Here is a 20,949-nt window from a genome sequence, read left to right on the forward strand (position 1 = left end):
GGTGGAGCAGTCCCGGCGGTCACGACGCACCCAACCCCCGCCGACACCGGATCACCCGACACGCCTTCGTTCGAACCTTCTGTCGTTCGAACCCGTTCTGTCACAGCCCAAGAATCCAGCCCACACGCAAGGGAGCAATCGATGTACGAGAAGAATGGCGAGAAGTACTTCATCGTCGACGCACACGTCCACCTCTGGGACGGCCGAGAATCCAACCAGCGCAACATTCACGGCAAGCAGTTCATCGATTGCTTCTACGACTACCACCGCAACCTCAGCCCCGAGGAGCAGGTGTGGGACTACGACACCTACACCTACTACGGCCCCGAGCGCCTCATGCGCGACCTGTTCGAGGACGGGCCGGCCGATCACGCGATCTTCCAGGCCACCATCCTGAAGGACTTCTACGTCAACGGTTTCGCCCAGGTCGACGACTCACTGAAGCTGTGTGAGGACAACCCGGGTCTGCTCACCTACAACCACGCCTACGACCCGCGCCACGGCGAAGCCGGTCTCGAGCAGCTGCGCCGGGATGCCGAGACGATGAACCTCAAGGGTGTGAAGCTCTACACCGCAGAGTGGTTCGGCGACTCACGCGGTTACAAGCTCGACGACGCGTGGTCGCGGCGCTACCTCGAGGAGTGCATCAAACTCGGCATCAAGAACGTCCACGTGCACAAGGGACCCACCATCCGGCCGCTGGACCGCGATGCCTTCGACGTCGCCGACGTCGACAAGGTGGCCACCGACTACCTGGACCTGAACTTCATCGTCGAACACGTCGGCCTGCCCCGCCTGGAGGACTTCTGCTGGATCGCGACGCAGGAGTCCAACGTGTTCGGCGGCCTGGCCGTGGCGATCCCGTTCATCCACACCCGCCCCCGGTACTTCGCGCAGATCATCGGCGAACTCCTGTACTGGATCGGCGAGGACAAGATCCTGTTCGCCAGCGACTACGCGCTGTGGACGCCGCAGTGGCTCGTCGAGCGGTTCGTGGACTTCCAGATTCCCGAGGACATGACCGAGTACGCACCCATCACCGTCGAACAGAAAAAGAAGATCCTCGGCCTCAACGCGGCGGCGCTGTATCCGCACATCGAGGTTCCCGAGGAACTCAGACTGCCCACCAGCGCGGCGAATCCGGAAGCCGAGGTGGCAGCCGGCGCACCAGACGTGGTCAACGCATGACCGCCGTCGCGCCGCCTGGGGGATCCGTCATCGGGACCGCGGATCGCCTCGAACACGACGTACTCGTCGCTCTCGGCACTGTCCTCGATCCCGAACTCGACCAGCCGATCACGGAGCTGAACTTCGTCCGGTCGATCCGCATCGACGACACCGGGGTCACCGTGCACCTGCGTCTGCCCACGTCGTTCTGTTCGCCGAACTTCGCGTATCTGATGGGTTCGGACGCACTCGACGCACTCGAGGGCATCGCGGACATCGGCCGGGTCCGGGTGCTGCTCGACGACCATCACGACAGCGACAAGATCAATGCCGGACTCGACGCCCATGCGGGGTACAAGGGGACGTTCGGGGTGGAGGCCCTCGACAGTCTCGACGAGCTGCGGGTGACGTTCCAGCGCAAGGCGCACACCGCCGCGATGGAACGGTGCGTGGCCGCCGAGATCTCCGCGGGACGCACCACGGCGAACGAGGTGGATCGGTTGTCGCTGCGGGACCTGCCGCGCGGTCATGCCAAGTCCGCGCTCGTGCGGCGTCGAATGGAGCTGGGGCTCAGCATCTGCCCCAACAGCCTGGTCGTCGTCGACGAGGAGGGGAACCCACTGTCGCCCGAGGCGGTACCGATGCGATTGCGGTTCGCGCGTTCGGTGCGGATCTCGATGGAGGGCAACAGCCACTTCTGCCGTGGCCTGCTCGCCACCCGCTACGCCGACGACGACGAATGCGACGGGCACGCCGGCCCCGTCGTCACCAACCTCCGAAGCAACGTCCGAACGGAACAGGAGTAGGCCATGCGCGCAGTACAGGTGGTCGGTTACCACGACAAACTGCAACTCAACGACATCCCGAAACCGGAGATCACCGGCCCCCTCGATGTTCTCGTCCGGATCGGCGGCGCCGGGGTCTGCCGCACCGACCTCCACATCCTCGAAGGTCAGTGGGAGGCCAAAAGCGGTGTGACGCTGCCCTACACGATCGGGCACGAGAACGCCGGCTGGGTCGAGGCGGTCGGTGGTGCGGTCACCAACGTCGCCGTCGGCGACAAGGTGATCCTGCATCCGCTCATCACCTGCGGCCTCTGCCGCGCATGCCGATTCGGCGACGACGTGCACTGTGAGAACAGCCTGTTCCCCGGCATCGACACCGACGGCGGATATGCGGAGTATCTCAAGACCACCGCGCGCAGCGTCGTCAAGATCGACGACTCGCTCGAGCCCGCCGACGTGGCCGCACTCGCCGACGCCGGACTCACCGCGTATCACGCGGCGGCGAAGGTCGCGCGGATGACCCGGCCCGGCGACACCTGCGTGGTGATCGGCGCAGGCGGATTGGGCCACATCGGAATCCAGGTCCTCGCCGCGATCTCCGCGGTGCGGATCATCGTCGTCGATCGCAACCCCGACGCCGTCGCCCTGGCGAAGGAGGTCGGAGCCGAGATCGGCATCGTCGCCGACGGGTCCCATGTGCAGCAGGTGCTCGACCTCACCGGCGGCCACGGCGCCGAGGCCGTGCTCGACTTCGTCGGTGAGGGCGGCGCCACCGCGGAGGGCACCGCCATGCTCCGCCGCGCAGGCAACTTCTTCGTGGTCGGCTACGGCGAGAACATCAACGTCCCGACCATCGACGTGATCTCCACGGAGATCAACTACATCGGCAACCTCGTGGGGTCCTACAACGACCTCGGTGAGCTGATGGACCTGGCCGCACGCGGAAAGGTCAAGCTGCACACCACAAGTTACGCACTCGCCGACTTCCAGCAGGCGATCGACGATCTCGACGCCGGCCGGGTACGTGGGCGCGCAATCCTCATCCCGTGAGCTCCTGCTCACCACCCCCGGGCTGCCGTGGACCGAGAATCCCTGGCTCCCAACCGTTTTGATCTGCACCGAAGAACACACAGCCGAGAACACCGATGAAAGGCAGGACGACCATGGCCAAGGAGTTGCGCTACAACGCCGAAGCGCGGCTGCGGCTCGAGCGAGGAGTCAACGCACTCGCCGACGCGGTCAAGGTGACATTGGGACCGAAGGGACGCAACGCGGTCCTGGAGAAACTCACCGGCCCCCCGACCATCACCAACGACGGCGTGACCATCGCCCGGGAGATCCAGCTGCGCGACCCGTTCGCCAACATGGGCGCCCAGCTGGTCAAAGAGGTGGCGATGAAGACCAACGGGGTGGTCGGTGACGGCACCACCACCGCAACCGTGCTGGCGCAGGCGATGGTTCGCGAGGGGCTGCGCGCGGTCGAGCAGGGCGCCAACCCGATGCGGGTGCGCCGCGGGATCGAGCGGGCCATCGGCGCGGTGGTGCAGGCACTCTCCGAACAGTCCGTCGCCCTGGGCGGTCGCAGCGATCTCGAACGCATCGCCACCCTGGCGGCCAGCGACGACGAGGTGATCGGCTCGGCCATCGCCGCGGCAGTCGAGTACGTCGGGCGCAACGGGGTGATCACCACCGAGGAGAGCGACACACTCGGCCTGTCCGTCGACGTCGTCGACGGCATCGAGTTCGACCACGGCTACATCTCCGGCTACATGGTCACCGACCACGAACGTATGGAGGCGGTTCTCGACAACCCGGTGGTCCTGCTCACCAACAAGAAGATCACCACCGTTCAGGAGATCATGCCGAGCATCGAGGCGGCCAAGCGCGCCGACCGGCCGCTCCTGGTACTCGCCGAGGATGTCGACGGAGCGGCGTTGCAACTGCTCGTCGGCGGGAACATGCACCACACGATGCAGTCGGTGGTGGTGCGGGCCCCGGGCTTCGGCCATCGGCGCGTGGCCGAACTCGAGGACCTCGCCGTCGCTCTCGGCGGCCACGTGATCGCCAAGGACACCGGCCTGGAACTGTCCGAGGTCTCGCTCGACCACCTCGGCGGGTGCGATCGCATCACCGTCACCGAGGACGCGACCACGATCGTCGGTGCCCGCGGCGACCAGGCTCTCGTCGATGCCCGTGTCAAGCAGCTCGAGGCACAGCACGCCAGGGCACGCATCGACGCCGATCGCGACAGCCTGGAGCTGCGGATCGCACGGCTGACCGGTCGCGTGGCGGTCATCCGCGTCGGCGGCGTCACCAGCGTCGAGCTCAAGGAGCGCATGCTCCGGGTCGAGGATGCGCTCGCGGCGACGCGTGCGGCGGTCGAGGACGGCATCGTCTCGGGCGGCGGGACCGCCCTTGCGCAGGCGCATCGGGCGCTCGATGCGTTCGGTGAGGTCACCGGAGACGAGGGCGCGGGCATCGACGTGGTGCGACGGTCGATGGCCGAGCCGCTGTTCTGGATCGCCACCAACGCAGGCTTCGACGGCGAGGAGGTGGTCAAGGTCGTCAGCGGCCTGCCGCTCGGACACGGGTTCAACGCGATGACCGGCAACTACGGCGACATGTTCGACGAAGGTGTCATCGATCCGGCCAAGGTCACCAAGGCCGCCCTGGAGAGTGCGGCATCGATCGCGGCCCTGCTGATCACCACCGAGACCGCCGTCGTCGAGGAGGTGTTGACCCATCCCGGGGCCATCGAGGCACCGGGTTTCGGTGATCTCGCCGAGGGCATGGTCCGTCCGTCCAACATCTACTAGCCCCCAACCCGGCACCGAAACCCCGGCGGGGGTGTCACCGCACAACGGTGACACCGGGCCGGTCGCGATCAGGATTCGTTCTCGGCGTGTGATCGCGGCCGGCCCACTGCCGATGCCGTCGTCAGTGCCACCGCGGGGCGTTCCGGTCTGATCCGAGCACTGTTCTCGCCCCGCTACCAGCAACGATTCGATACACTGCTGTTCGATGTGAGACCAACATCACAGTAGGGAGTTGTCCGTCCCGGTGAAGAATCCGCCCCCGGCCCAGACCCAGAATCCGACCGCCCACAACCCTCACGCGAACCCGCGAACATTCGTCGCACGAGCCCGCGAGCGGTTCTTGAGCGATGACAGGACCGGCTCCGACGGGGCCGGCGACGACGGCACCGTGCGCGATGCCATCTCCACCTCGTGGCGGCGCTCCCGCTCGTTCAAGGTGCAGACCGACCGACTCGAGCTCCCGTTCGTCCGCGAACCCAACACCGACAGCCCGCTGATGTCGGCCGCCCGACCGGTCCTCGACCAGCTCGCGGTGGACCTCTCCGCCGAACCCGTCAGCATCATCCTCACCTCACCCGACGGTGTCGTGCTCTCCCGTGCCACCGGCAGCGGCGAGCTGCTGGGTCGGCTCGACGCCGTCTCACTCGCCCCCGGTTACAGCTACAGCGAGGAGCACGCCGGCACCAACGGCATCGGTACCGCCCTGGAAACCCGCCAGGCCACCCTGGTGACCGGTGCCGAACACTACGCGGGCTGCCTCGCCGAGCTCAGCTGCGCCGGCGTCCCCATCCGGAACCCGTTCTCCGGCGGCGTCGTCGGCGCACTGGACCTCACCGGCTGGGTCGCGGAGGGCGGTTCGCTTCTGCTCTCGCTGGCGAAATCGGCGACCGTGCAGATCGAGCAGCAGATGCTGGCCAATGCCAGTGAACGCGAATCACGGCTTCTCGCAGCCTATCTCGCCACCTGCCGACGGGCACCACAGATGATGGTGCTCGCCATCGCCGCCGACGTCGTGCTGATGAACCGCCGGCTCCGCCAGAGCATCGACCCGCAGGACCAGGTCTCCATGCTCGAGCACGCCGTCGACCAGATCCACGAGACCCAGTCGACGCGTCGCGTCAACACCCTGCCCAGTGGCCGCACCCTCCGGCTGGCGTCGGTGAGCCAGTTCTCCGACGTCGACGCCGGGATCGCGGTGTTCCATGTGCACCTGATGGATTCGACGCCGGCGTCACCGCCGCGCCGACGCCCGACGACGCCCTCCCCGCTGCCCGGCATCGTCGGACGCAGCTCGTCCTGGCGGCAGTGTTGCGACCGGATCGCCCAGACCGTCGGCGCCGGCCAGTGGATCGCGGTCTCGGGAGAACGCGGCAGCGGACGTGCCGCCGTATTGCGTTCGGCCGCCGGACAATACCGCAGCGGCGCCATTCGGGTCTTCGCCGCGGCCGACTTCTCCGACGCCGACACACTCGACAGCTTCGCCGCCGAGATGGAGCGTGACGACTTCGCCGTCATCATCCGCGACATCGACGAGTTCGACGACGACATGCTGCTCGATCTCGCCGACGTGCTCCAGGGCCGCGAGCACGCCGGCTGGCTCGGGATCACGCTCAACGCCGAGGACTCGGCACCGGGCCTCGCAGCCACCCTGCTGCCGTTCTTCTCGCACACCATCGAGGTGCCCCCGCTGCGTCACCGCATCGAAGACCTCCAGGTCCTCGTGCCGACACTCCTGCGTCAGCTCACCCGAGGGCGCGAACTGTCCGTCGCGCCCGACGCCATGCGACAGTTGAGCAAGTACACCTGGCCGGGCAATGTCGCCGAGTTGCGCCAGGCCCTGCGTGACGTGGTCACCCACCACCGGTCCGGCACGATCACCGTCCAACATCTGCCCCCGACCTATCGAGCGCAGAACCGCCACACACTGACGCGCATCGAAGCCCTCGAACGCGATGCGATCGTCCGCAGCCTGGAGGAGAACGCCCACAACAAGGTCGCCGCCGCGAACGCACTCGGCATCTCCCGCGCGACCATCTACCGCAAGATCAAAGAGTTCGGCATCGACATCTGACACCTCGCCGGATACGCCCACGGGGTGTGTGCCCGATGCCACACCCGCCCAGGCATGATGGACGGGTGACCACCCCCATGTCCCGGCGCGACCTCGAGTTCCTGCTGTACGAGTGGCTCGACGTCGAGTCGCTGACATCGCGCGAGCGCTACTCCGCGCATTCCCGTGAGACCTTCGACGCGGTCATCGAACTCAGCGCCGACATCGCGATGAAGTGCTTCGCCCCCGCCAACAAGATCGGCGATCAGAACGAGCCGTACGTGGGCGACGACGGCAAGGTCGTCCTCCCCGACGAGGTCGTCGCCGGGCTCGCCGAGTACCGCAAGGCCGGACTCATCGCCGCGTCGTTCGACGAGGAACTCGGCGGCATGGCGTTGCCGACCGTCATCCGGCAGGCGTCGGCGGTGTGGTTCCAGGCGGCGAACGCGGCCATGTCGTCGTACAACTTCCTGACCATCGGCAACGCCAACCTGCTCGCCGAATACGCGACGCCCGAACAACTCGACACCTGGGTCCGCCCGATGGTCGAGGGCCGCTTCTCCGGCACGATGTGCCTGTCGGAGCCGCAGGCCGGATCGTCGCTGGCCGACATCACCACCAAGGCCGAACCGGCCGGCGACGGCAGCTACCGGATCACCGGCACCAAGATGTGGATCTCGGCGGGCGACCACGAACTGACCGAGAACATCGTGCACCTGGTGCTGGCGAAGATCCCCGGCGGCGGTCCCGGCGTCAAGGGGATCTCGCTGTTCATCGTGCCCAAGTACCTCGCCGACGGAACCCGCAACGACGTCGCCCTCGTCGGCCTCAACCACAAGATGGGCAACCGGGCGACCACCAACACGCTGCTCAACTTCGGCGACGGCACCTTCTCTCCCGACCCGACACCGGGCGCTGTCGGCTACCTCGTCGGCGAGCAACACCGCGGCCTGTCCTACATGTTCCACATGATGAACGAGGCGCGGATCGGTGTCGGATTCCTCGCCACCGCACTGGGATACGCCGGTTATCGCGCGTCGCTGGAGTACGCGAAGGTGCGCACCCAGGGCCGGCCCGTCGACCAGAAGGACCCGTCGACCAAGCCGGTGCCCATCATCGAGCATGCCGATGTGCGGCGCATGCTGCTGGCCCAGAAGTCCTATGTCGAAGGCGCTCTCGCGTTCGGGCTGTACTGCAGCACGCTCGTCGACGAGGCCGCCACGGCCACCGACACCGACGAACGCGCCCGACTGAACCTGCTGCTCGAGGTCCTGACCCCGATAGCCAAGAGCTGGCCGTCGCAGTGGTGCCTGGAGGCCAACAGCCTCGCCATCCAGGTTCACGGCGGTTACGGATACACCCGCGAGTTCGACGTCGAACAGTACTACCGCGACAACCGTCTCAACCCCATTCACGAAGGTGCGCACGGCATCCACGGCATCGACCTGCTGGGCCGCAAGGTGATCATGCAGGGCGGCGCCGGGCTCGCCGCACTGGCCGAGACCATCGGCGCCACCGTCACGCGCGCACGTGAGGTGTCGTCCGCCGCCGACTACGCCGACGCTCTGCAGTCCGCGGTGGATCGGCTGGTGAAGGTGACAGCCCACATCTGGTCGGCCGGCGACCCCAAGCTGTCACTGGCCAACGCCACCGTCTACCTCGAGACGACCGGTCACATCGTGATCGCCTGGATGTGGCTCGAACAGCTGCTCGCGGCCGCCGGCAGGTCCGGCGACTTCTATGACGGAAAACGTGCCGCGGCGCAGTACTTCTTCCGGTATGAACTACCCAAGACCGGCCCGCAGCTCGACCTGCTCACCGCGCTGGACCGCACCACCCTCGACGTCGATCCGGCCTGGTTCTGACACCGACACCCGATCACGCACATCCGTTGCGCTGATCGCTGCTCCAACAAGCAAGGGAGACAACAATGTCCGTGATGGATCTGTTCGACACCACCGGCAAGGTGGTCATCGTGACCGGCGCGTCGTCGGGACTGGGCGTCTCGTTCGCGAAGGGGTTCGCCGAGGCCGGCGCCGATGTGGTGCTCGCGGCGCGCCGCGCGGACAAGCTCGCCGACACCGCCGCCGCGGTGGAGGCACTGGGGCGCCGGGCGCTCGTGGTACCGGCCGACGTCGCCGACCCCGAACAGTGCCAGGCCGTCGTCGACGCCGCGATGGAGACCTTCGGCAAGGTCGACGTCCTCATCAACAACGCAGGCATCGGTACCGCCTACCCGGCGACCCGCGAGACGCCCGAGCAGTTCCGCGGGGTGATCGACGTCAACCTCAACGGCTCGTACTGGATGGCACAGGCGTGCGGCCGGGTCATGCAGCCGGGCAGTGCGGTCATCAACATCTCCTCGATCCTCGGCCTCACCACCGCCGGCCTGCCGCAGGCGGCATATGCCGCCAGCAAGGCTGGCATCATCGGGCTCACCCGCGACCTCGCGCAGCAATGGGGCACCCGAAAGGGCATCCGGGTCAACGCCATCGCCCCCGGCTTCTTCGAGTCGGAGATGACCGACACCTACAAGCCCGGCTACCTCGACTCGATGATGCCGCGCGTGGTCCTCGGACGCACCGGAGCCGGCGAGGAACTCGCCGCCACCGCGATCTGGCTGTCCTCGGCGGCCGCCGGATATGTCACCGGCCAGACACTCGCCGTCGACGGCGGCGTCACCCTCACCTAGCCACACATGGACACCTCACGGGATTCCCCTGCCGCCCCGGCGCCGCACCCCACGCTGCGTGATCCGGTCAACATGGTCGACCCCCGCGCCAAGACCCTGTGGCGCATCGGTCCGCTGATCCTCGGGGTCCCGGCGCTCGTCGCCGCGATCGTGGTGGCGGCGACGAGCGCCGAGGCACGCTGGATCGCGCTGGCCGCGGCCCTCGCAGCCGCCGCTCTGACCGTCGTGTTCACCACCGTCGTCCCCCTGTGGCGCTACCGTTTTCACCGCTGGGAGGTCAGCGAGGACGCGGTGTACTCACAGTCGGGCTGGTTCGTCCGGCACCGGGTGATCATCCCGATCGCCCGAATCCAGGTGGTGGACACCGAGGCCGGACCGATCGAGCAACTCCTGAAGCTGGCCCAGCTCACCGTCACCACCGCGTCGTCGGCGGGCACCATCCACATCACCGGACTCGACGCCGAGGTCGCCCGCGCGACCGCTGCCGACCTCACGATCCGCACACAGGCGTTCACCGATGACGCGACCTGAGTCCGGTCTGCACATCGATGCCGCCGACGAATGGCATCGCCTGTCGCCGTGGATGATGGCCGTCACACCCGTCGAGCTGCTCCCCTCACTCGTCCCGGTCCTGATCGCACTCGTCTTCGCGGGTCAGGGCGCACCGATGTTCACACTGATCGCGACCGTGGTGATCGTGCCGTTCGTGACCGTCGTGCCCTGGCTGACGACCCGATACCAGGTGACCGACGACCATGTCCGGGTACGTTCCGGACTGGTCACCCGCAAGGTCGCCACCGCCCGCCGGGACCGCATCCGCAGCGTCGACCTGACCGCGTCGCTGGTGCACCGGCTGCTGAAACTGCAGAAGGTCAAGATCGGCACGGGCGGCGACGACGACGCGTCGGCGGTCACCCTCACCGCTCTGACGGTCGATGATGCGCGGGCCCTGCACGACAACCTGATGGCCACCCGGATGCAGGCCACCGGCACGGTCGTCCCGGACGCGAACGGCGTCGCGGCACCTGTACCCGCGCCGGACGAGCTGGCCCGGTTCCAGATGTCGTGGCTGCGCTACTCCCCGTTCTCGCTCGGCGGGCTCGCCATCGCCGCGGCGGCCGCCGGCCTCGCGACCCAGATCGCCAACGACGCAGGCTTGTTCGACGAGGGCGTGGGTGTCGTCCGGGACGCCCTCGACACGGTGCGCGGCACTCCGCTCGGACTGATCATCCTCGTGGCGACCGTTCTCGTGGTCCTCGTCGGCGGGGTGCTGTCGGTCCTCGGCTATGTCCTGTCCTATTGGAACTTCCGCCTGACACGCCACCCCGACGGAACCCTGCGCACCGAACGCGGACTGCTCACCACCACCGCGATCAGCTTCGACGAGAAGAGGATTCGCGGTAGCCACCTCGTCGAGCCGATCCTCATGCGGCCACTGCGCGGTGCACGGCTGCAGGCGATCGCCACCGGCGCCACCAAACATCCACTCCTGCTGCCGCCCGCCCCCATCGAGGAGGCCATGCGAGTGGCCGACCTGGTCACCCACGAACAGCGCGAACTCACCACGGCACTTGTCGGCCATGGTCGGACCGCTCTCCTCCGGCGCCTCAACCGCGGGTTCCTGGCCGGACTCGTCGTGCTCGTCGGAATCGGCATCGCGGTGATCACCGGATGGCTGCCGGCACCCTGGCTCGCCGCCGGGATCGTCGCGGTCATCGTGTCGACCGCGCTCGGCGTGGTCCGCGCCCGGCACCTCGGGCACCGCCTCACCGCGCGGTCGGTCGTCATCGGCTCGCCCACCGTCGCCCGGCAGCGGACCGTGGTCGACCGCGACGGCGTGATCGGATGGTCGATCAGGTCGTCGATCTTCCAACGACGGGCCGGGGTCGGCACTCTGATCCTCGCCACCGCCGCGGGATCCGAGCACTACGCACTCGTCGACGTCGACGACGAGACCGCGGTCGCGATCACGCGGGAGGTCTCGCCCGACTGGATGCGGATCGCGTTCACCCAGCGCCGACCGGCCGACACCTGAACGTCCCCGGGCGAATCCCGGCGGAGCTGGACGCTCGATTGAGACAATCTCCCGACTCCGTCCAACGCGACGCTTTGCTGTGGTAGACATCACACTCAGATGAGTCAGCACTGACTGTTCTGAGGTCGACGAGGGGGTCGGGCAGATGTCGGGTGATCAGCGAACGAGACGAGACCGCGCCGCGATGGGTCGCCGGTCGGTACTGAAGGGTTCGGCCGCCGCGGCGGTTCTCGCGGGGACCGCGGTCGCCCTGCCGAACGTGGCGGTCCCGTCCGCGGGTGCGGTTCCTCGCGCCGGTGGCCGCCGGCGCGACGTGGCGATCTTCGGCGGCGGGATGGCCGGATTGTCGGCGGCACACGAACTCGTCGAACGCGGTTTCGCGGTGACCGTGTACGAGCCGGCATATCTCGGCGGGAAGGCTCGCAGCCACGACGTGCCAGGCACCGCGCGCGGTGGCCGCCTCGCCCTTCCGGGTGAGCACGGCTTCCGCTTCTTTCCCGGCTGCTATCAGCACGTGCCCGACACCATGGAACGGATCCCGGTCGGCGGCAGCAACGTCGCGGACCGTCACCTGATCAGCGTCGAATCAGCGGTCATCGCCTTCGACGAGGCGGGCTACGCCCCCACCACCGCCCCGGCGTCGATCATGGGGCTCGTCGAACACGCCCCCGACATCGTCACCCTGGACAATCTGCGCAACGCGCTGATGACCGGCCTGAAGTTCGTCGTCGACGTCCCGGTGACCGAGCTCGCCTACTTCGTGAGCCGCGAACTGGTCCTCGCGACGAGCTGCACCGAACGGCGCGTCGGCCAGTGGGAGAAGCAGTCGTGGATGCAGTTCGTGAAGGCCAAGGGCAAGTCGCGGGCATATCAGCGATACCTCGTGGGTGCGCTCACCAGGGCGCTGGTCGCCGCCAAGCCCGACTCCGCCTCGGCACGAACCATCGGCCAGATCGGCCTGGCCCTCGCCACCTCGGCCACCGGACTGCTCCCGCAGTACGACTCCGGCCTCGTTCACGGCGGGGTGGATCGAATCCTCAACCGCCCCACCAACCATGCGTGGATCGACCCGTGGGTCGCCCACCTCCGGGCCCGCGGCGTCACCTTCGTGATGGGTGAAGGACTCGCCGACCTGAGCATCTCGCGGGGGCGGATCGACGCGGCCCGCCTGACGTCGGGGACGACCGTGGACGCCGACTGGTACGTGGCGGCGATGCCGATCGACCGGCTCAAGCCGCTGCTCACCCCGGCGCTCCTGGCCGCCGATGAGTCGCTGGCAGGCATCCGCGACCTCCGGGACGACTGGATGGTCGGCATCCAGTACTTCCTCTCGCGCCGGTCGGACCTGCCGCCCGGCCACATCGCCGCGCTCGGCACACCGTGGGCGCTGACCGGGCTGTTCCAGGCCCGACCATGGGACGTCGACTTCGGTCGCACATACGGCGACGGCCGGGTGAAGGACTGCCTGTCCATCGACATCTCCGAATGGGAGAAACCCGGCATCCTCTACGGCAAGCCGGCGAAGCGGTGCACGAAGCAGGAGATCGCCCGCGAGGTGTGGGCACAGATGAGCAGGGCGATGAACGCCGGCGGGGCCGCGACCCTGCGCTCCGAGGAGATCGTGACCTGGTCGCTCGATCCCGGGATCACCTTCTCGCCCAAGACAACCGGTGCGACCACGACGAGCGGCGCGAGCAATGCGACGCCACTGATGGTCAACACGGCCGGGTCCTACGAGAACCGGCCGCACGCATACACCGCGCTCCCCAACCTGTTCATCGGCGGAGATCACGTCCGCAGCAACATCGATCTCGCGACGATGGAGGGCGCCAACGAATCGGGACGCCGGGTGACCAACGCGATCATCGCGGCCGCCGACAGTCCCGCGCCCGCAGCGCCGGTGTTCCCGCTGTGGGAGCTGCCGATGCTGGAACCGCTGAAACAGATCGACCGCGACCGCTACCGGTCGGGGCTGCCGCACATCCTCGACATCTGAGGCGGACGAGCCGGGGTAGAGGCCGACCTACGATGGGAACGTGAGCTCTCCCCCGCCGGCCCGCCAGCAACGCAGCGGGGTGACCCGGACCCGCATCCTCGACGCCGCGATCCGCGTGCTCGTCGATCGTGGCTACTCCGGTGCCACCACGGTCGCCATCCAGAACGAGGCGGGGGTCAGCCGGGGCCGGCTGCTGCACCACTATCCCTCACGTGACGTGCTGCTCCTCGCGGCGGTCGGTCACCTCGCCCGGACCCGGATCGCCGAACTGCCCAGCCGCGTCGACTGGCCCGACGACCCGATCGCCCGGATCTCCCTCGCCACCGACGTCGGATGGTCGACGTTCCACCAGCCGTACTTCGTGGCGTCGATGGAGCTGTGGGTGGCGGCGCGCACCAACGACACGCTGCGCACCGCATTGCTGCCCACCGAACGTGAGATCGGCAAGACGGTCCGAGCCGCGGTGGCCGGGTTCCTCGGCGAGGAGCTGACGGCATCGTCGCGCTACGCCGACCTCTACCCGCTCCTGTTGTCGAGCATGCGCGGGGCCGCGACGACCTACCTGATCGACCGCCGCGATCCGCTCACCGACCCGCATCTGCCGCTGTGGAAAGACCTGACCCGGATCTATCTGCTGGACATGCCGACCGAGGCGGAGGGCAGCGGCGTCTGAGTCGCAGCAGGTCCGACTGCCGGGGTCACGCTGGATCCGGCCCGGACCCGAGCTGTCCGAGCGCGTCGAGCAACCGGTCCACGAACGCCGCCTGCGCCGGGTTGAGTCTCACCCGCGCGGCGTCGGGGGTGACCCACTCGGCACGGTCGATCTCGGGGAACGACGCCGTCTTTCCCGACCGCGGCGGCCACACCATCTCGAAGGTGTTGCTGCGGACCGTGCCGACGTCGAGGTCGCCCTGGACGGCGAAGCCACTGACCACCTTGCCGCTTTTGAGCCGCACCTGTCCGAGGTCGATCGGCGGGGCGTCGGGCACGGGACTGCCGGTCTCCTCGGCGAACTCGCGTCGTGCGGCGTCCCAGTCCGACTCATCCGGGTCGACGAGCCCCTTGGGAAGCGACCAGGAACCCTCGTCCTTCTTCCGCGCCCAGATCGGTCCGCCGGGATGCGCGATGAGCACCTCCACGGAGTCGTCGGCCGGACCCGAGGGACGTCGGTAGAGAAGGATCCCCGCGCTGCGGCGGGCGGCTGTTCCGGTCACGGACCCATCTTCGCGGAAAGCACATGTACTCGGAAACACCGGTGACACACGGCAGCGCACTCCCGGAAACCTGGAAACCGTAGAAAACGATCCATGTCGGTTGTGGACGTCATCAAGAACGGCAGGACGGGGTCCCGTCCGGTGGACGAGATCCCACCGTTCGTCAAACTCTTCCCGCTCGGCCTCCAGCATGTGCTCGCGATGTACGCCGGGGCGGTCGCCGTCCCGCTCATCGTCGGCGGCGCGATGGTCAGCGCCGGGCAGCTCCAGCAGGGCGACATCGTCCACCTGATCATGGCCGACCTGTTGGTCGCAGGCATCGCGACGATCCTGCAGGCCGTCGGGTTCTGGCGCTTCGGCGTCCGGCTACCCCTGATGCAGGGCGTGACGTTCGCCGCCGTCGGACCGATGATCACCATCGGCACCGCCCACGGGATCACCGCCGTCTACGGCTCGGTGATCGCGAGCGGGATCTTCATGATCGTGGTCGCGCCCATCGTCGGGAAACTCATCCGGTTCTTCCCGCCGCTGGTCACCGGCACGATCATCCTCATCATCGGGGTCTCCCTGATGCGGGTGGCCGCCGGATGGTTCGGCGGTGGGACGGCCGCTGGACCCGACTTCGGCGACCCGAAGAACATCGGCTTCGGATTCCTGACCCTCGCCGTCATCGTCGTCATCGAACGCTTCGCGCCCGACGCGATCCGCCGGGTGTCGATCCTCCTCGGCCTGGCGATCGGGACGCTGGTGTCCATCCCCTTCGGCATGACCCAGTGGGACAAGGTCGGCGAGTACCCGTGGGTCGGCATCCCGCAACCGTTCCAGTTCGGGGCGCCGACCTTCGAGGTCAGCGCCATCATCTCCATGCTCATCGTGGCCGTGGTGATCATGACCGAGACCACCGGCGACATCGTCGCGGTCGGTGAGATCGTCGACGAGAAGATCACCCCGCGGCGCCTGGCCGACGGCATGCGCGCAGATGGTCTCGGCACCGCACTCGGCGGCGTCTTCAACACCTTCCCCTACACGGCGTTCGCCCAGAATGTGGGACTCGTCGCGATCACCGGCGTACGCACCCGGCACGTCGCCACCTGTGCCGGGGTCATCCTGGTGGTGCTGGGGCTCCTGCCGAAGATGGCAGCGATCATCGAGGGCATCCCGCTGCCCGTCCTCGGCGGCGCGGGGGTGGCGCTGTTCGGCATGGTCGCTGCCAGCGGCATCCGCACACTCACCAAGGTCAGGTTCGACAACACCAACATCCTGGTGGTGGCGATCTCCGTCGGTGTCGCGATGCTGACCGAGGCCAAGATCTACTACACCGACCGTGAGCTCGGCGACGCCCCCGTCAACGTCGTCCTGGACCTGTACACACAGTTCCCCGACTGGTTCCAGACCATCTTCCACTCGGGGATCTCCGCCGGAGCGATCACCGCGATCGTGCTGAACCTGCTGCTCAACACACGCAGCGTGTCCGCCGACCCCGTCGATTACCACAACACCGGCGAGATCGAGGTCGCCGGTGCCGCAGGGATCTCGGCCTCCGACGGCATCCGTGGTCCGGCCTTCGATCCGCGGGACGCCCTCGCCGCCGCCGATCCCGACACCCCCGCGGACACCCTGCGCTACCTCGCCGATCACGACACGTCGCTGCACCCCTTCATCGTCACCAATCCGGCTGCGCCCAAAGACCTCTGCGACCACATCAGGAGTCTGGGCGACCCGAAGGTGACCCGTCTCTTCGACACCTGGGACGGCTACACCGACGGCGGGTTCTCGCGCCGGGGTTCCTGACCGGTCCGCCCCCGATCGGCATATCGTGGACGGCATGTCCTCCAGACTTGATCCCGGCCCACGATCGGGCGAGCCCGAACCCGACGACGACGGGCGCATCACCGATCCCGACCTGCCTCACGAGTGGCCGCACGAGTCGGCATTCGCCTTCGGTGATGCCAAGCCCATCGGCGAGACCGAGCGACTCGCCCGCGAACGTGCCGCCTACGAGGCCGCCGGTCACGGCAGCGACCACAACCGTGGACACGCGCTGGGCGGTTCGGCCGGAACGACCGAGGGGCAGTAGATGGAGGTCTTGGCCAGCCGGGTGCTCCTGCTCTCGGCCGATCCCGAAGGTCTGCAGTCCTTCTACCGCGACCAGCTCGGTCTGCCCGTTCACCGCGAGTACTCGGGCGGGGTGGTCTTCTTCGCGGGCAACGGGCTGATCGAGATCTCGTCGCACATGAGGTCCGACGCGACCGCCCCGTCGAGCGACGCTGTCCTGTGGCTGCAGGTGCGCGACGCCGAGGCCGTCGAGAAGCAGTTCCGCGATCGCGGCGTCACCGTCACCCGCGGGCCGCGCACCGAGCCGTGGGGGCTCATCGAGATGCACGCCGCAGATCCCGACGGACGTACTCTCATCGTCGTCGAGATCCCCGACGACCACCCACTCCGTAAGGACACCCGGTAGTCGCCGCCCGGAGCTCGGTCAGCGGCCGGCCGGCTGGTCGGTGCATGAAAGACTGGACCGCATGAGCTCTTGGAACGCGCCCACCTGCATCGGCGGTGAACCCGCCGGCGGCGGCCTAGATGCACCCGCCGGAGGCGGCCTAGACGCAACAGTGGAGTTGCCCGGGTCCAAGTCGATCACCAATCGGGCGCTGGTCCTCGCCGCGCTCGCCGACGGTCCGTCGACCGTGCGCGGGACGCTGCGCAGCCGCGACACCAACCTGATGCTGGGTGCGCTGCAGGCGCTCGGTGTGGAGGTGCGCGTGGACCCCGCGAGCGACACGACGGTCTCCCTGGTCCCCGGCCGGTTGCACGGCGCCGACATCGATTGCGGGCTGGCCGGCACGGTGATGCGGTTCCTTCCGCCGGTCGGTGCGCTCGCCGAGGGACGCGTGAGGTTCGACGGCGATCCGCACGCGCGGGTGCGTCCGCAGACGACCATCCTCGACGCACTGCGCGGGCTGGGTGTCGCGGTCACCGGTGATCGTCTGCCGTTCACCATCGACGGGACCGGGCGCGTCCCGGGCGGTGAGGTGACCATCGACGCGTCGGGGTCGTCGCAGTTCGTGTCGGGCCTGCTGTTGTCGGGGGCTCGCTTCGACGCCGGTCTGGTCATCCGCCACGTCGGCCCGCCGGTGCCGTCGACCCCGCACATCGACATGACCGTCGAGATGCTGGCGACGGCCGGCGTCGAGGTCGACACCTCCGAGCCCGATGTCTGGCGTGTGGCACCGGGCCCGATCCGGGCGGTCGACTGGACCGTCGAACCCGATCTGTCCAACGCCGCGGCGTTCCTGGCGGCGGCCGCGGTCACCGGCGGGATCGTGCGCGTCCCCTACTGGCCCGCGGTCACGACCCAGCCGGGTGCCCGGATCGCCGATGTGCTGGCCGAGATGGGGTGCACCGTCGAACTTCTCGACGGCACGCTGTCGGTCCGCGGACCCGCCGTCCTCAAGGGTGTCCACCTCGATCTCCGTGACATCGGCGAGCTCACCCCGACGATCGCCGCGCTGTGCGCACTCGCCGACGGGGAATCCGAACTGTCCGGGATCGCGCATCTGCGGGGTCACGAGACCGACCGACTGGCCGCGCTCACCACCGAGATCACCCGGCTCGGCGGGAGCTGCGAGGAGACCGACGACGGTCTGCGCATCACCGGGGCAGGATCGGCCGGCGGACCGGGGCTGCACGGCGGCACCTGGCATTCCTACGCCGATCACCGCATGGCGACCGCGGGCGCGATCATCGGGCTGGTCACACCCGGTGTGGCCGTCGACGACATCGAGACGACGAGCAAGACCCTGCCCGACTTCCCGGCCATGTGGAACGAGATGATCGGTGGCACACCATGATCGGTCCCCGATGATCGCCGCGGGACAGGTGCGTTCGTGAGTCGCCGCGCCGCGAGCTACGACGAATCCGACGTCCGGGTTCGTCCCGGCAAGGGCACCCGCCCCCGCACCAAGACCCGGCCGTCGCACGACGACGCCGAGCAGGCGATGGTGGTGTCGGTCGACCGCGGCCGCTGGGGTGTGGTGCTCGACGGCGACCCCGAACGCCGCGTGGTCGCGATGCGCGCACGGGAACTGGGTCGCACGCCGATCGTCGTCGGCGACGACGTGTCGGTGGTGGGCGATCTCTCCGGCAAGCCCGACTCCCTCGCACGGATCGTCCGGGTGGCCGATCGTCGAACCGTGTTGCGGCGCACCGCCGACGACTCCGACCCGTATGAGCGGATCGTGGTGGCCAACGCCGATCAGCTGCTCATCGTCACCGCGATGGCCGATCCGCCGCCCCGCACCGGATTCGTCGAACGTGCGCTGGCCGCGGCGTATGTGGGCGGTCTCTCGCCCATCCTGTGCCTGACGAAATCCGATCTGGCCGATCCCGCCGAGTTCACCGCGGCCTTCGCCGACCTCGAGCTGCCGGTCATCTGCGCCGGGCGCGACGATCCCCTCGACGAGATACTCGAAACGCTGAGCGGCCACATCACCGCCTTCATCGGGCACTCCGGCGTCGGCAAGTCGACGTTGGTGAATCGTCTTGTGCCCGACGCGTATCGGGCGACCGGGGTGGTGTCGGGCGTGGGCAAGGGACGCCACACCTCGACGCAGTCGGTGGCGCTGCCCCTACCCGGGGACAGCATCCCGCGTGGCTGGGTGGTCGACACCCCGGGAATCCGGTCCTTCGGTCTGGCGCACGTGGGGCCCGACGACATCGTCGCCGCGTTCGGCGACCTACGTGACGCCATCGACCAATGCCCCAGGGGCTGTACACATCTCGGACCGCCGGCAGACCCGGAGTGCCGACTCGACCAGCTCGAGGGTCACTCCTACCGACGGGCGATGGCGGTGCGAGGCCTACTGGTCGCGGTCAGCGGCGAGAGCGATCCCACCGAAGGGCAACAACCGCACGAGCAGCAGATACACGAATAGTGTTCTCCTACCCGTGAAATTGCCGTTCCCCGGGTAGGTCAGCGCGGTAGGTCAGCGGCGTCGACGACGCGAACGCAGCTCCCGGATCGCGGACTTGAGACCGGTGGCACGCGGCTTCATCCCGGCGAATCGCTTCTCCGAAGCCGTCTCCGGTGCGTCGTCGGGCGTCGCACGCAGGAACGAATCGGGCAGTGCCAGCTTGTTGATGGTGCGCAGCGTCTGCAAGTACTGCACCACGATCGAACCCGTCGTGTAGGGCAGGTCGTACTTGTCGCACAGCGCCCGGACGCGAACGGCGATCTCGGCGTACCGGTTGCTCGGCAGATCCGGGTACAGATGGTGTTCGATCTGGTAGCAGAGGTTGCCGCTGAAGAACGCCATCGCGGGTCCGGCGTTGAAATTGGCGGTGCCGAGCATCTGCCGCAGGTACCACTGCCCCTGCGTCTCGTTGTCGAGGGTGTCGGCGGTGAACTTCTCCGCACCGTCGGGGAAGTGACCGCAGAAGATCACCACATAGGCCCACACGTTGCGGATCAGGTTCGCGGTGAGATTGGCGGTCAGCGTGTGCTTGAAGTTCGGCCCGGACAGCGCCGGGAACAGCACGTAGTCCTTGGCGAGCTGCTTGCCGACCTTGCGCGCGAACACCTTGAGTTGGGGTACCGCGATCTCTCTGGGCTTCTTCCCCGTGATCGCGTCCTTGAGATCGAGGTCGTGCAGGCCGATCCCCCACTCGAAGAGTGCGGCGAGCACCACATTGGTGAACGGCTGGAAGAGCATCTTGGGCTGCCACGGTTCATCGCGGGTCACCCGCAGCGTCTGGTAGCCCACGTCGTGATCCATGTCCAGCACGTTGGTGTACTTGTGATGGATGTAGTTGTGGGAGTGCTTCCAGTGCGGCGAGGCGCACACCATGTCCCATTCCCAGGTGGTGCTGTGGATCTCGGGATCGTTCATCCAGTCCCACTGCCCGTGCATCACGTTGTGCCCGAGCTCCATGTTCTCGATGATCTTCGAGAGTGCGAGCGCACCGGTACCGAGCACCCACAACGGCTTCGACCGGCTGCCGAGCAGCGCCGCCCGGCCCGCGACCTCCAGGACGCGATGCGCCATGATCGTGCGCCGGATGTATCTGACGTCCCGCATCCCGCGGTCGGCCTCGATCTCCCGGCGAAGTGAGTCGAGTTCTGCGCCGAGCGCCTCGACGTCGGCCTCGGTCAGGTGTGCGTACTCATTGATGTCAGTGATTGCCATTGCTCACCA

General features: G+C 68.0%; 18 protein-coding genes. 16 read left to right on the forward strand and 2 right to left on the reverse strand.

The features are described from left to right. The first annotated feature begins 141 nt into the window (after positions 1-141). The 11 genes from H1R19_RS17115 (at position 142) to H1R19_RS17165 (ending at position 14,214) form a co-directional block, all read left to right on the forward strand. Positions 142-1,188 (forward strand): amidohydrolase family protein, encoded by a 1,047-nt coding sequence (locus H1R19_RS17115; protein ID WP_188328609.1) that lies wholly within the window; start codon positions 142-144, stop codon positions 1,186-1,188. Continuing rightward, on the forward strand, positions 1,185-1,973 hold the full coding sequence (locus tag H1R19_RS17120; RefSeq protein WP_219849652.1) for an iron-sulfur cluster assembly protein: 789 nt from the start codon (positions 1,185-1,187) through the stop codon (positions 1,971-1,973). Before H1R19_RS17115 ends, H1R19_RS17120 begins: the two co-directional genes overlap by 4 nt. Positions 1,974-1,976: 3 nt before the next feature. Next, positions 1,977-3,002, forward strand: coding sequence for an NAD(P)-dependent alcohol dehydrogenase (locus H1R19_RS17125; RefSeq protein WP_188328611.1), 1,026 nt, complete (start codon positions 1,977-1,979; stop codon positions 3,000-3,002). Between the two features lie 113 nt (positions 3,003-3,115). Continuing rightward, a complete protein-coding gene (gene groL / locus H1R19_RS17130; protein WP_188328612.1) occupies positions 3,116-4,768 on the forward strand; it encodes a chaperonin GroEL in 1,653 nt (550 codons plus the stop codon). Between the two features lie 244 nt (positions 4,769-5,012). After that, positions 5,013-6,839: a sigma-54-dependent Fis family transcriptional regulator gene (locus H1R19_RS17135; protein WP_372632418.1), complete on the forward strand. Its 1,827-nt coding sequence runs from the start codon at positions 5,013-5,015 to the stop codon at positions 6,837-6,839. Between the two features lie 65 nt (positions 6,840-6,904). Continuing rightward, a complete protein-coding gene (locus tag H1R19_RS17140; protein ID WP_219849654.1) occupies positions 6,905-8,683 on the forward strand; it encodes an acyl-CoA dehydrogenase in 1,779 nt (592 codons plus the stop codon). A 65-nt stretch (positions 8,684-8,748) separates the two neighbouring features. Then, the gene (locus tag H1R19_RS17145; protein ID WP_188328615.1) at positions 8,749-9,510 is read left to right on the forward strand and encodes an SDR family NAD(P)-dependent oxidoreductase; all 762 of its coding nucleotides are present in this window, start codon (positions 8,749-8,751) and stop codon (positions 9,508-9,510) included. Positions 9,511-9,516: 6 nt separating this feature from the next. Further along, the gene (locus tag H1R19_RS17150) at positions 9,517-10,041 is read left to right on the forward strand and encodes a PH domain-containing protein (protein ID WP_188328616.1); all 525 of its coding nucleotides are present in this window, start codon (positions 9,517-9,519) and stop codon (positions 10,039-10,041) included. Next, entirely contained in the window at positions 10,028-11,545 is a 1,518-nt protein-coding gene (locus H1R19_RS17155) for a PH domain-containing protein (RefSeq protein WP_219849655.1), read from the forward strand. Before H1R19_RS17150 ends, H1R19_RS17155 begins: the two co-directional genes overlap by 14 nt. 145 nt (positions 11,546-11,690) lie before the next feature. After that, positions 11,691-13,541: a hydroxysqualene dehydroxylase gene (locus tag H1R19_RS17160; protein WP_188328618.1), complete on the forward strand. Its 1,851-nt coding sequence runs from the start codon at positions 11,691-11,693 to the stop codon at positions 13,539-13,541. Between the two features lie 40 nt (positions 13,542-13,581). Further along, the gene (locus tag H1R19_RS17165; RefSeq protein ID WP_188328619.1) at positions 13,582-14,214 is read left to right on the forward strand and encodes a TetR/AcrR family transcriptional regulator; all 633 of its coding nucleotides are present in this window, start codon (positions 13,582-13,584) and stop codon (positions 14,212-14,214) included. 25 nt (positions 14,215-14,239) lie between these two features. On the opposite strand, the gene H1R19_RS17170 is transcribed toward H1R19_RS17165, so the two are convergent. Continuing rightward, entirely contained in the window at positions 14,240-14,755 is a 516-nt protein-coding gene (locus tag H1R19_RS17170; protein WP_219849656.1) for an NUDIX hydrolase, read from the reverse strand. Positions 14,756-14,848: 93 nt separating this feature from the next. Between H1R19_RS17170 and H1R19_RS17175 the strand changes: the two genes are divergently transcribed. The 5 genes from H1R19_RS17175 (at position 14,849) to rsgA (ending at position 19,689) form a co-directional block, all read left to right on the forward strand. Next, a complete protein-coding gene (locus H1R19_RS17175; RefSeq protein ID WP_219849657.1) occupies positions 14,849-16,546 on the forward strand; it encodes a nucleobase:cation symporter-2 family protein in 1,698 nt (565 codons plus the stop codon). Between the two features lie 34 nt (positions 16,547-16,580). Then, a complete protein-coding gene (locus tag H1R19_RS17180; protein WP_188328622.1) occupies positions 16,581-16,832 on the forward strand; it encodes a hypothetical protein in 252 nt (83 codons plus the stop codon). Beyond that, positions 16,833-17,216, forward strand: a complete 384-nt coding sequence (locus H1R19_RS17185) for a VOC family protein (protein ID WP_219849658.1) — start codon at positions 16,833-16,835, stop codon at positions 17,214-17,216. A gap of 61 nt (positions 17,217-17,277) precedes the next feature. Further along, a complete protein-coding gene (aroA, locus tag H1R19_RS17190) occupies positions 17,278-18,606 on the forward strand; it encodes a 3-phosphoshikimate 1-carboxyvinyltransferase (protein ID WP_244970739.1) in 1,329 nt (442 codons plus the stop codon). A 36-nt stretch (positions 18,607-18,642) separates the two neighbouring features. Then, a complete protein-coding gene (gene rsgA / locus H1R19_RS17195) occupies positions 18,643-19,689 on the forward strand; it encodes a ribosome small subunit-dependent GTPase A (protein WP_188328624.1) in 1,047 nt (348 codons plus the stop codon). A 51-nt stretch (positions 19,690-19,740) separates the two neighbouring features. Here rsgA and H1R19_RS17200 read toward each other — a convergent pair whose 3' ends face one another. Continuing rightward, the gene (locus tag H1R19_RS17200) at positions 19,741-20,940 is read right to left on the reverse strand and encodes a fatty acid desaturase family protein (RefSeq protein WP_188328625.1); all 1,200 of its coding nucleotides are present in this window, start codon (positions 20,938-20,940) and stop codon (positions 19,741-19,743) included. Between the last annotated feature and the right edge of the window lie 9 nt (positions 20,941-20,949).

Origin of the sequence: Gordonia jinghuaiqii (assembly GCF_014041935.1) — a bacterium.
In the GTDB taxonomy this organism is placed as follows: Bacteria; Actinomycetota; Actinomycetes; order Mycobacteriales; family Mycobacteriaceae; genus Gordonia; species Gordonia jinghuaiqii.

What these genes read in the sequence shown, in the direction of transcription:
- H1R19_RS17125 (WP_188328611.1), top strand. Translation starts at nt 1,977, where the DNA reads ATGCGCGCAGTACAGGTGGTCGGTTACCACGACAAACTGCAACTCAAC.
- aroA (WP_244970739.1), top strand. Translation starts at nt 17,278, where the DNA reads ATGAGCTCTTGGAACGCGCCCACCTGCATCGGCGGTGAACCCGCCGGC.
- H1R19_RS17155 (WP_219849655.1), top strand. Translation starts at nt 10,028, where the DNA reads ATGACGCGACCTGAGTCCGGTCTGCACATCGATGCCGCCGACGAATGG.
- H1R19_RS17145 (WP_188328615.1), top strand. Translation starts at nt 8,749, where the DNA reads ATGTCCGTGATGGATCTGTTCGACACCACCGGCAAGGTGGTCATCGTG.
- groL (WP_188328612.1), top strand. Translation starts at nt 3,116, where the DNA reads ATGGCCAAGGAGTTGCGCTACAACGCCGAAGCGCGGCTGCGGCTCGAG.
- H1R19_RS17120 (WP_219849652.1), top strand. Translation starts at nt 1,185, where the DNA reads ATGACCGCCGTCGCGCCGCCTGGGGGATCCGTCATCGGGACCGCGGAT.
- H1R19_RS17175 (WP_219849657.1), top strand. Translation starts at nt 14,849, where the DNA reads ATGTCGGTTGTGGACGTCATCAAGAACGGCAGGACGGGGTCCCGTCCG.
- H1R19_RS17160 (WP_188328618.1), top strand. Translation starts at nt 11,691, where the DNA reads ATGTCGGGTGATCAGCGAACGAGACGAGACCGCGCCGCGATGGGTCGC.
- H1R19_RS17185 (WP_219849658.1), top strand. Translation starts at nt 16,833, where the DNA reads ATGGAGGTCTTGGCCAGCCGGGTGCTCCTGCTCTCGGCCGATCCCGAA.
- H1R19_RS17115 (WP_188328609.1), top strand. Translation starts at nt 142, where the DNA reads ATGTACGAGAAGAATGGCGAGAAGTACTTCATCGTCGACGCACACGTC.
- H1R19_RS17200 (WP_188328625.1), bottom strand. Translation starts at nt 20,940, where the DNA reads ATGGCAATCACTGACATCAATGAGTACGCACACCTGACCGAGGCCGAC.
- H1R19_RS17180 (WP_188328622.1), top strand. Translation starts at nt 16,581, where the DNA reads ATGTCCTCCAGACTTGATCCCGGCCCACGATCGGGCGAGCCCGAACCC.
- H1R19_RS17150 (WP_188328616.1), top strand. Translation starts at nt 9,517, where the DNA reads ATGGACACCTCACGGGATTCCCCTGCCGCCCCGGCGCCGCACCCCACG.